Raw genomic sequence first — 14,116 nt, 5'->3', positions numbered from 1 at the left:
CTCACCGAGAGGACGCCTTTTTTATTGATGTTTATTTTTTTATGACTGAAGTGTTGTGTTTTTTACGATAACATCGTGAGCACCGCCTTCTGTAATTGAAACAGAAGATACGAGCGTGATTTTTGCCTTTTCCTGAAGTTCCGGAATTGAAAGGGCTCCACAGTTACACATTGTGTGAGTAACCTTGCGAAGTGTCATGCCAACACCGTCGTGCAAGTGGCCTGCGTATGGAACGTATGAATCAACACCTTCCTCGAAAGCCATTGATTTTTTTCCGCCCAAATCGTATCGCTGCCAGTTTCGAGCGCGGTTACTTCCTTCGCCCCAGTATTCTTTTACGTACTGACCGTTTACAACGAGTTTGTTTGAAGGAGATTCGTCGAAGCGTGCAAAGTAGCGTCCGAGCATTACGAAATCTGCGCCCATTGCAAGAGCTAAAGTTACGTGATAGTCGTGAACGATACCGCCGTCAGAGCAGATTGGAATGTAAATGCCTGTCTTTTTGTAGTATTCATCGCGTGCTTTTGCAACTTCGATAGTAGCTGTAGCCTGACCGCGTCCGATACCTTTCTGTTCGCGGGTGATACAGATAGAACCGCCGCCGATACCGATTTTAATAAAGTCTGCACCTGCTTCTGCAAGGAAGTTGAATCCGTCTGCATCTACAACGTTGCCGGCTCCGACTTTAACGTCTTTACCGAATTTTTCGTGAATGTCTTTGAGAGCCTTTTCCTGCCAGTAAGAGAAACCTTCGCTTGAGTCGAGAACGAATACATCTGCACCTGCTTCGAGAAGGGCCGGAACCCGTTCCATGTAGTCGCGTGTGTTGATTCCGGCACCGACGATGTAGCGGTGTTTTGAATCAAGAAGCTCAAGAGGATTTGACTCGTGAGTTGCGTAGTCTTTTCGGAAAATGAGCGAAACGAGGTTGCCGTTTTTATCTACAACCGGAAGCTGATTTACTTTTTTGTTCCAGATGATTTCGTTTGCTTCGCTTAAAGTGATTCCTTCCTGACCTGTAACCATTTCAGAAAGAGGAGTCATGTATTCAGAAACTTTTGAACCCGGTTTGCAGTGAGAAATACGGAAATCTTTTGAAGTGATGATACCGACGAGCTTTCCGTGAGCAGTTCCGTCTTCTGTAACAGCACATGTTGAATGACCTGTTTTTTCGCTCAAAGCAATTACTTCTTCGAGAGTCTGATCCGGACGGACATTTGAATCAGAAGTAACAAAACCTGCTTTGTAAGATTTAACGCGTGCAATCATAGCAGCCTGATCTTCGATTGGCTGGCTTCCGTAGATAAAGCTGATTCCGCCTTCTTTAGCAAGAGCGATTGCCATTTTGTCGTCAGAAACGGCCTGCATAACTGCAGAAACCATCGGAATATTCATGTTGATTGGAGATTCTTCTCCGGCCTTTTTATTATACTTTACGAGCGGTGTGCGCAGACTAACATTATCTGGAATACACTCCGCACTGGAATAACCCGGAACCAAAAGATACTCACCGAATGTGTGAGACGGCTCAGAAAAATAAAATGCCATGATTTTCTCCTAAAAACTATAATTGCATGAGTATATCAAAAAAATGAGTTTTAATTCAACAGAAATTAGAATTCATCTTTTCGGCTTGATTTTTTGTAAGCAGAAGCCCCGCTGCGCTCTGTCTGAGCGTGAGTTTTACGCCCAAAACTGCGTTCCCGGTCACGAGCGCCAAATCCACGATTCTTCTCTCTTCCACCAAATTCTGCGCGGTCCCGGCCAAAGCCTCCCCGTTCTCTCCGGCCTCCGAATCCTCTTGAGCCGAAATCATCAAAATCACGGTCACGGCCGCCGCGTCCGCCTGATTTTGAATCAACATGAACATGAGGGATTTTTCCGCTCTTTGAAAGGTCAAGAACTTTATTTGCACTGTCGATTGGAAGACTTACAAGAGTAAAGTTCTGTGAAACATCGATTCTGTCAACTAAACGGCCTGGAATTTTAAGCAAATCGCTGAAGTAGTCGGCGATTCCGCGTGCATTGTATCCGTCGCGCCGTCCGAGCTGAATAAAAAGACGTTTCTGATTCGGATTATCTTCACCTTCAAATCTTCTGCCGCCCATTCCACGCTCGCCGCGCCTTCCGTTTCGCTCTCCAAAACGCTCACCTCGCGGGCGAACTGGAGTGATATTTCCGTAATGAGATTCATCTAAGGATTTTCCATAATCTACACTTAAAATTCCTGCAAGAACCGCCTGTGCATCCTGCCCTTCGCAAAGTTCTGCTGCCATTTTTGTGTAAATTGCATCAACTTCTTTAAGGCATGGAATAAAATCGTCCTGTTTTGCTAGTTCTTCGCCCTCAACCTGAGCTTTTCCGCCGCCAATATAGACAACACCGTCTTTAACGTCGGCAGGGTCCTTCATAAGACCAAGCTGAACTTTGAGTGTTTCAAGCATGCGCTCGCGTTTTACTTCGAGAACTTTCTTTACGCTTGGAACTTCTTCTTCGTTAAGCTCGCCTTTTGCTGCCTTTCTGACAGTATTTTTAAGAAATTCAAGCTTGCGTCTTTCTTCCGGGCGTACAAATGTAACTGCAGTTCCGCTTGTGCCGGCTCGTCCTGTTCGGCCGATCCGGTGAATATATGTTGCTCCGTCATAAGGTAGAGAGTAGTTTACAACATGGCTAAGACCGTTAATGTCGATACCGCGGGCTGCAACATCTGTCGCAACAAGAACGCGTGTTTTCCGGCTTCTAAAGCGTGCAAGAATCTTTTCGCGCTGCCCCTGAGGAATGTCTCCATGCAAAGCTGCAACATCATAGCCTTTTTCGTCTAGCATTTTTGTTACATTGTCTGCATCGTTTTTGGTCTGAGTAAAAACAAGACCGTAGAAATTCGGGCTCATGTCAATTATTCGTACCAGAGCCTCGATTTTGTCGCCCTCACGGACAAACCAGTATTTCTGGTCAATTAAAAGCGGTTCTTCAACAAAGCCTTCTTCTTCGCAGATTTCATAGTCACCCATGAACTGCTCTGCAATTTTTAGAATTGGTTTTGGCATTGTTGCACTGAATAAAAGGATTCTGGCTTCAGGACGGGCCTGCTCAAAAATATGCTCGATGTCGTCGACAAAGCCCATGTCAAGCATTTCATCGCCTTCGTCGAGGATAAAGTAATCAATCTGGTCGAGTTTGAGTGTCCCGCGCTCAAGATGGTCCTGAACGCGTCCTGGAGTTCCGACTACGATTTCACAGCCGCGCTTAAGGTCACGGATCTGGTCGCGGTAGCTTGCTCCACCGTACAAAACTGTTGTCCGCGGGAATTTTCCGTTTGAAAATGACTGAAGTTCGTTACAGGTCTGGATTGCAAGCTCTCGGGTAGGCTCAAGAATTACAGCACGAACATGATCGCTTTCTTCGTGAACGCGCTGAACGATTGGAAGACCGAATGCAGCGGTTTTACCTGTACCGGTTCTTGCCTTTGCAATAATGTTGGCATCGCCGTTTAAAAGGCGAGGAATTGCAAGTACCTGAATCGGACTTGGATGCTTAAAGCCTTTCTTTTCGATTGCTGCAAGGATTGTTTCGTCTAATCCTAAATCTGCAAAAGAAATCTCACCGTCATCGTCTTCTGATTCTTCTTCAAAAACTTCTTCGTCGTCTGAATCAGTATAATCGCGGTCAAGACTATCAATGTAATTGTCTAATTGAGATTTTCCGCTTTCGCTTGAAATGACATTTGAAACTGACTGTTCTGCTGCAGATACAGTTTCCCCGTTGATGACAGCTGTGCCGTCAAATTCTTCTTTTTTCATCTGTGTCCCCTATGGCGTGTACTTGCCTCTGGGAATCGCAAAATCTGTACTGTTAGTGGATTTTTTACTGCGAAATCAAAAGCGTTTACACGCATGAAAAATTCGAAAACCTTAAGTTTTCTAAGAAGCCCTCTGCTTCCTTAAAATGTGGGTTCACTATATCGGAAATATTTTGAAAAAGCAAGCAGATTTTAGAATATTCCGCATACAATAAATATTTAATTTTAAAAAAATTGATGACTTTGCTTTATAATGATTTTATGATATACTGTTTGAATATGAGTGAAGAAAACATTGTATTCGCTGTAGATCAGCGGGTTGTCTATCCTAGTCAGGGTGTTGGACAGGTAAAAGAGATTTTTGAAAAAAAAGCAGGTGAAAATCTCGTAAAATATTACAAAATTTATCTTGAAGTTTCTGATATGGTCGTTATGGTTCCTGTTGCAAATGCAGAAATGCTTGGAATCCGGCCTATTGTTGCTGCAGAAGATGCACAGAAAGCACTTGATTCCCTTGGTGATGAAATTGAACCGGTTACTTCTGACTGGAAACTCCGTTATCAGATGAATCTGGATCTGCTTAAAAAAGGCAGTATTTTTGATATCGTAAGCATTGTCCGATGTCTTTATCACCGTTCAAAGGTAAAAGAATTACCAATTCAGGAACGAAAACTTTACGACAATGCAAAAAAACTTCTTGAAGATGAAATTGCTTTTGCTTTAGGGCTTCCAATTAAAGAAGTTGAAGCTATGCTCCATGCAAAACTTGAACCAATCGGAGCAATGATTCTTAAAAAGACAGCCATTATCGATGACGACGATGATGACGATGATGATGAATTCGGCGAAGAAATCTCTGATTCAGATAATGATTCTGACGAATCTGATGATGACGATGATGATGATGAGTCAGAAGAAGCTGATTCTTCTGAAGGTGATGATGACGATGATGAATAATGACGAACTTGCGCTGATTCTTGTAGCAGCCGGCTCATCGGCAAGAATTGGCTTTGACAAGACAGGTACTAAAATCAAAAAAGAATACCTTTCAATGCAGAATGGCACTGTATTATCCTGCGCAGCCAAAACTTTTCTGTCTACTCTTAAATTCAGCACAGTTGTCGTTACATATCCTTTTTCTGAGAATTCTGAAAAATTAAAGCAGAATGCCGCAGACTCAAAAGCAGCCTTATTTGCAGACGATTTCGTAAAAAATTATGATGCAGACTTCTTTTTTGTTCCTGGCGGAGACACCAGACGGGAATCAGTTCTGGATGCTCTTGAAGCAATTGAAAAGGCTTGCCCAAACTGTTCCCTCGTTTTTATTCATGACGGTTCACGCCCGTTTCTAAAATCAGAAACAGTAGAACTCACATACCGCGCAGCATCCGAATTCGGTGCTGCCGTTCCAGGATTACAGCCGGTTGAAACACAGAAAAAAATCGACGAAAACGGCTTTATCACAAAACATTTAGTCCGTTCAAGTCTTACAGCTGTACAAACTCCTCAGGTATTCAAATTTAAGCAGATTCTTGAAGCCCACAGGCTTGCTGCAGAAACCAACCGGGTTTTTACTGATGATACAGAAATTTGGGATGAATTTGCCGCAAAACGAAAAGACGAAAACGGTGAGACTCTTTCCCGCGTAAAAGTAGTTTTAGGTGATCCTGATAACAAAAAAATCACTTATCCTGAAGATATTAAATTACTCGATAAATAAATGATTCGTGTCGGTTTAGGCTACGATAAACATGTTCTCACTGAAGGCCGTCGTCTTATAATGGGAGGGATTGAAATTCCTTTTGAAAAAGGGGAAGACGGCCATTCAGACGGAGATGTCCTTCTTCATGCAATAACAGATGCGCTTCTGGGAGCTGCCGGTCTTGGCGACATAGGCTCTTACTTTCCGCCAGAAGACCAAAAATGGAAAAATGCAGATTCAAAAATTCTTTTAAAAACCTGCTGGTCTGATGTTAAAAATGCCGGCTGGAAGCTTGGAAACCTTGACTGTGTAATTGCCCTCGAAAAGCCAAAATTTTTGCCGTACCGTGAACAGGTAAGGCAATCAATTGCAGATAATCTAGGCTGCTCAAAAGAACAGGTTTTTGTAAAAGCAAAAACCGGCGAAAAGCTTGGGGATATCGGACAGGGAAAAGCAGTTGAAGTCTGGTGTGTCTGCCTTTTAGAAAGCAAGAACTGAAAGTTGAAAACTAAGGAATCATGCTAAAAGCAGATTTTCCCAGCTTTCAATTTTCAATTTCCTAAAGTCCCATTTCGATAACCATCTCTATTTCACCGGCACTTCGATCAAATCTGCGTGCAATTTCATCTACAGTCCAGCCCATCCGTTTAAGCGAAATTATATTTTCCCGTTGTTTTGGTGAAAGACGTGAATTTCCAGATTCTGACGAACCTGATGAAGATGATTCAACTTCATTTCTTGTAATCTGCTCTAAGATTTCAAACTTATCGTCAATTTCTTTTGAAAGGTTTGTAAGTCTGATTTCTGTATTAACAATTCCCTCTTTTGCACGCTGAAGCTGTTCTGTACGCTTTTCAGTTTCTTCAAGAAGATTCTGTAAAGAAGTCATCTGTTCGACGGCATCATTAATTTTACCGGAATTACTCATAATATCATCAATTCTGCTTTGAATCTGGGTAATTGTATTCGGCAAAATTTCTGACTGATTTTTTACAGTATCAAGACGACTTTCTATATCCTTAAGATTAGAGAAAGTTTTATCTACCTGACCGGAAAGCTGCTCAATAATATTTTCTTTTCGTTCCAGACTGTCATAACGGTTGGAAATTTTATCGAGTGATTCCTGAAACCCGCGGACTGTAAGCTGTAATGACTGTAAATCATCACTGGTTGTCTGAAGCTCATTGATTTTCTGGTCCATTGTATCACTAAGTGTTACAAGTCTGTTGAAATCCCGTTCAAGAGAATCAATCTGGCTCTTTCCTGCATTAAAGCGAGAAAGTTTCTGTTCAATTTCTTCGTTGATTTTCTGAATATTTGAGAACTGAGATTCCAGTTCATTTACAACTGACTGGTAAGAATCAACACGGGAAAGTTCCTGCTTAATTCCGGAAATCTGATTTTCAAGTTCAGACTTTAATTCATCTGCCTTCTGATAAATCTGCATCTGTGAAGCAAAAGATTTTACCTGCATGTCAATTTCACTGAATCTGCTTTGAAGTTCAGTTGCATCATGCTGCATTTTAACGATTGTTTCACCCTGCTTTTCTGCAAGCTGTTCCTTCATTTCCTGAATCTGTGTCTTTATTTCACGGACAGCCCGTTCTGAATCAGAATTCTGCTCGTTTACACGTAGTTGAGTTTCATTAAGCATCTGTTCATAAGACTTCTGCTGTTCTTCAACAATCCGTTTTGACTCTTCTCTGTAACTTTCTACAGAAGCTGAAACCTGTTCATTGAGCATGTTTATATTTTTAGAAATCTCTTCCTGTGCACTTACAGCAGAGCGTTTAAATTCTTCAAAATCTGAATTGAATTTTGTTTTCAGTTCTTCAAGTTCCTGTTCTGCAGATTTTTCGATATTCTCAAACTTAGAAGAATACAATGCCTTTGACTGCTCAAACTGGTTGTTAAGCTGTGTATTCCATGCCCTGAAATCACCAACCATGGCATCAATATTGGCTTTATTGGTTTCGCTTCTTGAAAGCAAATCCTGCTCAAGCTCACTGATTTTTGCTGCTGACGAATCAATTGATTTTTTGAGCAGTTCATTAAGAGTATCGCCGTAAGTTTTTAAAGTACCTTTGATATATGAATCTGTATTTGTAGTTGCAGCTTCCAGATCAGTACGGTTTTTCTCACGGAAATCACGCATTTTCTGTTCAACTTCAATAATCTGAGCCTGAAGTTCATCGTTCGTCTTTTTAATCAAAGATTCAAAACGGTCTGAAGTTTCGCGGTTCTTTTCCTGAAGGGAAGCAAGATGACTGCGCAAATCTTCAGCATATTTTACTTCGATTTGACGGCGGTTTTCTTCTTCGTCAGACTGTAAAAGCGAAAGTTTTGAATCAAAATTCTGTTTCCATGAACTGATATTTGAATCAATTTCTTCGGCTTTACGCTGCAAATCTTCTCCGTATTTATTCTGAAATGCAGTAAGTGCTGCGCTGACATTTGTACTTGCGGTCTCTTCAAGAACTTTAAGTGATGATTCGAGTTCTGAAAGACGGCCTTCAACGATTTCGGAATCTTTTTTGATTGCATCCTGGAACTGCCCGTGACGGACTGCCTGAGCTTCGGTAAATTTGGTAAATTCATCAAGTACCCGCTGCTGAGTCTGCATAAGAGATTCCTGCAGTTCATGTTCAAGTGCATCAACATCTGAGCCGGTTTTTTCAAGCTGCTGGAAACGGTAATCCATGTCCTTTTTATAGGCATCAAGCTGTTTATCAACCATATTAAGAAGTTCGGACTGCTTGGTGTCATAAGTAGCAGCAAGATTTTTAAGTACATCGCGCAGCATTCCGTTAATCTGTGAAATCTGCTGGTCAGACTGAGTTTTAAATGACTGAAGCTGTTCGTTTGCAGCAACAACTGTTTTTGTAATGCTTTCTGCTGCTTCTGTTGCTCCTTCTGTTGATTCTTCAAGATTTCTCTTAACTTCACTTAAAGCTGCATCTACTTTTTCGTTGGCATTATTTACGCGTGAATCAACAGTGTTTTCAAGATTTGAAATTCTGGATTCAACTTCGTTTTCAAGACTGCCGACTTTATCAATAACTTCATGCTGCAGACTTGTAACTTTGTCAGCAACACCTTCCTGTAAAGATGAAACTTTTTCTGATACAGCATTTTGAAGGTTCATTACCTTTGAATCAACCTGGCTTTCCAGATCTGAAACTATCTGCTGAACCCCGTTCTGCATTCCGGAAACTTTAGAATCAACTTCATTCTGCAGACCTGTGACCTGTTCAACAACATTCTGCTGAATTTCAGAAACCTTTCCGTTTACAGCAGAAAGAAGCTGTTCCATTTTTTGATTTACGCCTTCATCAAGCTTTGAAACATTTGAATTTACAGTTTCGTCAAGGTCAGCAACTTTTTTTGCAACCCCGTCAACAATAACCGTAACTTTTGATTCGACTATATCCTGTAATCCGCCAACCTTCTGCTCTACAATTCCCTGAAGCTCATCAACTTTTGAACGTACATCATTTTCAAGACCGGAAACTTTTGACTGAACCATATCCTGAAGATTGGTAATTTTTTCTACAACACCAGATTCAAGACCAGTAGCCTTACCGTTTACAAGATCCTGTAAAATCTGCAGTTTTTCTGCAATTGAACCGTCAAGACCGGAAACTTTAGAATCTACCATTTCCTGCAATCCGGAAACTTTCTGATTAACGGCAAAATCAAGTTCGCTTACTTTCTGATTAACTGTAGTATCAAGTGTATTTACTTTCTGACTGACAGAATTGTCAAGTTCAGTGACTTTCTGATTAACAGAAGTATCGAGTTCACTTACTCTCTGATTAACTGAAACATCAAGTTCGCTTACTCTCTGGTTTACAGAAGTATCAAGCTCACCTACTTTCTGTGTTACTGATTCATCAAGACCTGAAACTTTTGAATCAACAATATCATTTAAATCTGCGACCTTATCTTCAACAGTTGTCTGAAGTTCTGAAATTTTTGAACTTACAGAACTTTCAAGAGAATATACTTTCTGATTTACATCAGCTTCCATGCCGGAAACTTTTGAATCAACAATTCCCTGCAGAGAATCGATTTTACCGTTGATACCGTTCACGATTTCATTTACTTTGCCGTCTACATCATAATCAAGGCTTTCAACTTTAGACTGTACTGTTTCGACAATGGAATTTACTTTTCCTTCGACAGTACTGTTCATTTCTTCAAGTTTCTGAGTTACTTCACCCTGCAGTGTTGAAACCTTTCCGTTTACATCACGCTGAATGTCCCCTACGCTGTTTTCAACAGAATTATGCAGTTCACTGACTTTAGTATCAACTTCATTCTGAAGATTTGTGATTTTGGTAACAACATCTTTCTGAAGGTCATTGACTTTTGCTTCAACTCCCTGTGCAAGCCCTGTGAATTTTGAAACAACCCCAGCCTGAAGTTCTTCAAATTTGCTCTGAATACCGCCCGTAAGATTTGAAAGCCTTGTTTCAACATTTTCTGCAAGGCCTGAAACTTTTGTTTCAACTTCGGTCTGCTTTTCTGTAATTTCATTTGTAAATGATGTAACACGGTTGTTTACATCGGTCTGCATTCCATTGATTTTAGTTTCAACGGCATTTTTAAATGTTTCGAGGTGTTTATCAGAAATTTCCTGGTATTTTGCATAAGCCGCATTTTCTCTGGCATCTGCACTTTGAACTGCTTTTTCATAAAGTTTTCCGTAGCGTTCCTGTAAAACCTGAATCTGCTGTGCAAGTTTTTCCCGTAAAGTTTCAAGGGTTTTACCGTTTCCGCTTGTTTCTGCGGCAAGTTCTTTTGAAGTAGCTTTTGCAGCAGCAAGGGAATCGTTAAGCATCTGACGGATTTCAGCATTTCCTGCAGTAAACTGCTGTGTAAGAGCCTTTGTTCTTTCTTTGACAGAAGAATCAAGGTTAGAAATATCATTATCAACATTAGCTGTAACTGCGCTGACTTTTTCTTTGATGGAATTTTCAAGCTGATTTGACAGCTGGTTTGTCTGATTTTCAATAAGATTAATGATTTCAGATTTTCGCTGTTCGTTAATTTGTGCGAGCTGTTTAAATGATTCATCTTCAAGAGTTTGAGCACGTCCGGCTGCCTGTGTGTAAGCCTGTTTTATGCTTTTTTCAAGAGAATCAAGCAGTTCTTTGCTCTTTGCTTCTGAAAGAGCTGTTGAATTTTCGAGGGAAGCTGCCCGCTCCTTATACTGATTAAGAAGTTCTGTTCCGATAAGTTTGAGACTTTCGTTGTTTCGCTTGGAGAATTCGTTACTGATTTCAGGAATTTTATTTTCAAGTTTTTCAACTGCCTTTTCCTGATTTGCAAGGCGGGAATTAAGTTTGTCGATAATGGCAGACTCTTTTTTAATTCTGACAAGATTTTCTTCTACATTGTCAGTCATTTCCATGAGTTCGCCTAAAAGCTTACCGTATGCTTCGATTTTCTGCCCGATATTTTCAACGGCTTCAAACTGTCTGTCAAATTCTTTGCTGGCCTGAGCAAATTCATCAATCTGCTTTTCAAGACGGTTTACGGCTGCAACTGCCTGCGCCTGCTGGGTTTCAAGATTTGCAGAAAGTGAATTTAACTGCTGAGACTGTTTTTCAAAATAATCATTGAACTGCTCTATGCGTTTATCTGCGTAACGACGAATTTTAGACATTCCATCATCGTCATCACCGCCTTTACCAAGCTGACGCATAACAACAGAAACGCCAGCTGCTACTGCAATTGACAATAGTATTTCAAGAGCTATCACTTTTTATCCCCACCCGTACTTTATTTTTTTATAATAAGTATAGTTATGATATTATAACACAATCTTTATAAATTGACGATAGTTTGAAAATAAAATATCCGCTTCCTTTGCTTTTTTGCTGAATATTTTTTTGATTCTGGAAATTATTAATGCGCTTTTCATGCCGGCATTATTTGCACCGCGTACATCAAATTTTATACTGTTTCCGACGTACAGAATCTGCTGTGGTTCCAGTTCCAGAGCATTTGCAAGAATTCCAAAAGGATATTTTGAAGGTTTTAAAGCCCCGATTTCCTCTGAACCGAGAACTAAATCGCAGTATGGAATAAGTCCCCAGATTTCATTTTTCTGATCAGGAGGAAAATCTGAAAGCAAAGCAATTTTGTACCCCTTTTCATGTAAAAGCCGGAAAGTTTCAGTAACATTGTTAAAAGGTTTGATCTTCTTAAAATAAGGCTTTAATCCGTCATAAGCAATCCGCTTTATCATAGCCTTTGCACGAAGGGCAGAACAGTTTAATTCTTCTGCAAGCAGTCTGGCCTGATATTCATAAAAATCTGGGAGCGGGGCTGTTCTGTGCATTATGCGGCGGACTTTATTGTATTTCAGATAGAAGCGGAAATGAACGATAATGTATGGAATAATCCGCCAGTAAAGAGAAAATGAAGGATAAAGGGTACCATCGATATCAAATGCGACGGCTTTAACATCTCCGAGCATGAAAATATTATATATTAATATGAAGATTATTAAAAGGGTGCAGAAATCTAATTTTTCTGAATGGTATAATCAAAACGGGCAGTTCCATCGTATGGAGCGGATTGAAATCTCCAGCGGGAAATCTGCTCGCAAATTTCCATTGAAACAAGCGGCTGCAGAATATCAGGACTGATTTTTACGCTTGTAACAGGAACGTTTCCGCCTGCCATTACAGTAAACGAAACGGTAAGGCGCTTTGTGCTGTCTATAAGGGCAGAAGCTTCCTTTGAAAGAATAATCTTAGGTTCTGCCGGCTCAAGCAGAATTCTCGGAGTACCGTCTGACATTTGAATTGCAACTTTGCCGTCACTTGAAGATGCCGTAGAAGCACTGACTGAAGAGGAAATGTTACCAGATTGTGATGTATATTTTTTTGCAGAAAGAGCGCTTTTTAATGCATCTGATGTTTCAGAACTTGTACTCTGCCCTTCAAGACTTCTTTTTTTTGAAGTTGAGTTTACAGATGAGGAAGCTGAGTTTGAAGATAAAGCAGAGCTGCCTGAAAAAGGATTCTGGTTTACGTTTTTGACGGTTTGATTTTTTGCAGTTGAACCAGAATTTGTAGAAGAATTACCTTCAATATTGTCAAACTGTGACCAGTCAAATTCTTTTTTAGGGGCTTTTTTCTGCTGCTGTTCTGCCATTAACTCATCTACACTTTTTTGAAGGGGTGCCTGAGGAACTGTCTTCTTTGGCTGACTTGAAGCTGCTTGTGACTGAGCGTTTTTTGAAACTGAACTTTTTGAAGCAGCAGGCTTTGATTCTGTTTTTTGCACAGCAGGTTTTGCCGGTGCTTTAGCCGGAACCGGTTCTGACTTTGCGGGAGCCGGTACACTTTTTGCCTGAGAACTCTGTTCTGCCTGTGCCGGAACCGGCTGAACAGGAGCTTTTTCCTGTTTTGTGACAAGTTTTTCAGCTTTTTGAGGTGAATCCAGGCGGATTTTTATAGTTTTGTATTGTTTTGGTGCAAAAAAAACTGAACTTAAATAAAAAAAGAGAAAAAATAAAATCCAAATGAGAATTGTTCCAATGAAACCTGCAAGTGCCGGCTTCTGCTCAACATCTGTCATTTATCACTTGTCCTTAAATTTATACTCACAAAGCCTTCATTTCTGAGAATATCAAAAACTTTAACAATAGAGCCGTTTGTTACATTTTCATCTGCTTCCAGTGTAACCGGATATTCTTCTTTTTTGCGGTCTTCTGTATCAAATTTTGAAAGTCTGGCACCTAAACTGGAAAATGTAACCTGTTCATCATTAAACCAGATTTTGCCGTTTGAATGCATTGTGATTGTAATTCCGGCAATTTCAGCACCTTTTGAAGTTGTGCTTTCAGGTAAATTTACATTGATTGCAGGCAGAATTGCAAAAGTCGTTGATACAAGGAAGAATAAAATGAGCTGAAAAACTACATCAATCATAGGAGTAAGATCTACGCTTACGCCCCGCTTTTTACGGTTAGAAACACGCATATTACAAAACTCTTCCTGTTAATCTCAGAATCAATTTAGTGACAGTTCCTTCCATTTCAGAAACGCATTTATCTGCCTTTCTTGAAAGATAGTTACTGAAAATTAAGGAAGGAATTGCTACAAAAAGACCGGCGGCTGTAGTCATCAAAGCTTCTGAAATTGAGCTTGCAAGAACAGCCGGATTTCCCATTGTTCCGCCTGAACCAAGCACACCAAATGCCTTGATATTGCCGGTAACAGTTCCAAAAAGACCAAGCAGTGTAGAAATGTTTGCAATTGTACTTAAAAGTGTAAGCCAGTGATCAAAATTCGGCGCAACAGAATCCATTTCACACTGAACTATTTCACGCATATCATCTTCAGTAAGTTTCCGGCAGCCCAGTGCTTTTTTTGCAACATGAGCCAGCGGAGTCCCGGTCTGAGCACAGATAGCTTCTGCGGCAGTAAAATCACCTGAAACCAGAACTTCTTCAAGATTTTTACGAAGTTCAGTATCTCTTTTTTTTATTGAAGCAAAATATACACAGCGCTCAATAATAATATAAGTTGCAAAAAGTCCGCAAATCAGAATCGGAATCATAAGAATTCCGCCGCTTTTTAATAAATCTAACATAT

10 protein-coding genes are annotated in these 14,116 nt (G+C 40.4%); 3 read left to right on the top strand and 7 right to left on the bottom strand.

Annotated elements, in window-relative coordinates:
- Positions 1-39: 39 nt before the first annotated feature.
- Together ACKI5B_RS06410 and ACKI5B_RS06405 are read right to left on the bottom strand one after the other, a co-directional pair.
- Positions 40-1,548 (bottom strand): IMP dehydrogenase, encoded by a 1,509-nt coding sequence (locus ACKI5B_RS06410; protein WP_407426973.1) that lies wholly within the window; start codon positions 1,546-1,548, stop codon positions 40-42.
- 65 nt (positions 1,549-1,613) lie between these two features.
- Positions 1,614-3,800 (bottom strand): DEAD/DEAH box helicase, encoded by a 2,187-nt coding sequence (locus ACKI5B_RS06405; protein ID WP_407426971.1) that lies wholly within the window; start codon positions 3,798-3,800, stop codon positions 1,614-1,616.
- Between the two features lie 260 nt (positions 3,801-4,060).
- On the opposite strand from ACKI5B_RS06405, the gene ACKI5B_RS06400 reads away from it, so the two are divergent.
- Genes ACKI5B_RS06400 through ispF form a run of 3 tightly spaced genes read left to right on the top strand, consistent with a single transcriptional unit; the run spans position 4,061 to position 5,999 of the window.
- The gene (locus ACKI5B_RS06400) at positions 4,061-4,756 is read left to right on the top strand and encodes a CarD family transcriptional regulator (RefSeq protein WP_407426969.1); all 696 of its coding nucleotides are present in this window, start codon (positions 4,061-4,063) and stop codon (positions 4,754-4,756) included.
- Complete coding sequence (locus ACKI5B_RS06395; protein ID WP_407426967.1) at positions 4,668-5,519, top strand: IspD/TarI family cytidylyltransferase; 852 nt, start codon at positions 4,668-4,670, stop codon at positions 5,517-5,519. Before ACKI5B_RS06400 ends, ACKI5B_RS06395 begins: the two co-directional genes overlap by 89 nt.
- On the top strand, positions 5,520-5,999 hold the full coding sequence (gene ispF / locus ACKI5B_RS06390; RefSeq protein WP_407426965.1) for a 2-C-methyl-D-erythritol 2,4-cyclodiphosphate synthase: 480 nt from the start codon (positions 5,520-5,522) through the stop codon (positions 5,997-5,999). It begins immediately after the preceding gene.
- Between the two features lie 61 nt (positions 6,000-6,060).
- On the opposite strand, the gene ACKI5B_RS06385 is transcribed toward ispF, so the two are convergent.
- The 5 genes from ACKI5B_RS06385 to ACKI5B_RS06365 are packed head-to-tail and all read right to left on the bottom strand — an operon-like array spanning position 6,061 to position 14,114.
- Positions 6,061-11,268: a SpiroCoCo family coiled-coil protein gene (locus tag ACKI5B_RS06385; RefSeq protein ID WP_407426963.1), complete on the bottom strand. Its 5,208-nt coding sequence runs from the start codon at positions 11,266-11,268 to the stop codon at positions 6,061-6,063.
- 51 nt (positions 11,269-11,319) lie between these two features.
- Complete coding sequence (locus ACKI5B_RS06380) at positions 11,320-11,988, bottom strand: HAD family hydrolase (RefSeq protein ID WP_407426961.1); 669 nt, start codon at positions 11,986-11,988, stop codon at positions 11,320-11,322.
- Positions 11,989-12,035: 47 nt separating this feature from the next.
- Positions 12,036-13,097 (bottom strand): hypothetical protein, encoded by a 1,062-nt coding sequence (locus ACKI5B_RS06375; protein WP_407426959.1) that lies wholly within the window; start codon positions 13,095-13,097, stop codon positions 12,036-12,038.
- Entirely contained in the window at positions 13,094-13,501 is a 408-nt protein-coding gene (locus ACKI5B_RS06370; RefSeq protein WP_407426957.1) for an ExbD/TolR family protein, read from the bottom strand. The genes ACKI5B_RS06375 and ACKI5B_RS06370 overlap by 4 nt, the downstream gene beginning before the upstream one ends.
- Position 13,502: 1 nt before the next feature.
- Complete coding sequence (locus tag ACKI5B_RS06365) at positions 13,503-14,114, bottom strand: MotA/TolQ/ExbB proton channel family protein (RefSeq protein ID WP_407426955.1); 612 nt, start codon at positions 14,112-14,114, stop codon at positions 13,503-13,505.
- Positions 14,115-14,116: the final 2 nt, after the last annotated feature.

It is taken from the genome of Treponema sp. (assembly GCF_045657965.1).
Taxonomy (GTDB): Bacteria; Spirochaetota; Spirochaetia; order Treponematales; family Treponemataceae; genus Treponema_D.
The sequence above is the reverse complement of the archived record's forward strand: the minus strand, read 5'-3'. Positions and strand labels throughout refer to the sequence as shown.

Coding starts and splice junctions, on each gene's coding strand:
- ACKI5B_RS06405 (WP_407426971.1), bottom strand. CDS start 3,800: ATGAAAAAAGAAGAATTTGACGGCACAGCTGTCATCAACGGGGAAACT.
- ACKI5B_RS06365 (WP_407426955.1), bottom strand. CDS start 14,114: ATGTTAGATTTATTAAAAAGCGGCGGAATTCTTATGATTCCGATTCTG.
- ACKI5B_RS06410 (WP_407426973.1), bottom strand. CDS start 1,548: ATGGCATTTTATTTTTCTGAGCCGTCTCACACATTCGGTGAGTATCTT.
- ACKI5B_RS06375 (WP_407426959.1), bottom strand. CDS start 13,097: ATGACAGATGTTGAGCAGAAGCCGGCACTTGCAGGTTTCATTGGAACA.
- ACKI5B_RS06380 (WP_407426961.1), bottom strand. CDS start 11,988: ATGCTCGGAGATGTTAAAGCCGTCGCATTTGATATCGATGGTACCCTT.
- ispF (WP_407426965.1), top strand. CDS start 5,520: ATGATTCGTGTCGGTTTAGGCTACGATAAACATGTTCTCACTGAAGGC.
- ACKI5B_RS06370 (WP_407426957.1), bottom strand. CDS start 13,501: ATGCGTGTTTCTAACCGTAAAAAGCGGGGCGTAAGCGTAGATCTTACT.
- ACKI5B_RS06395 (WP_407426967.1), top strand. CDS start 4,668: ATGATTCTGACGAATCTGATGATGACGATGATGATGATGAGTCAGAAG.
- ACKI5B_RS06400 (WP_407426969.1), top strand. CDS start 4,061: ATGATATACTGTTTGAATATGAGTGAAGAAAACATTGTATTCGCTGTA.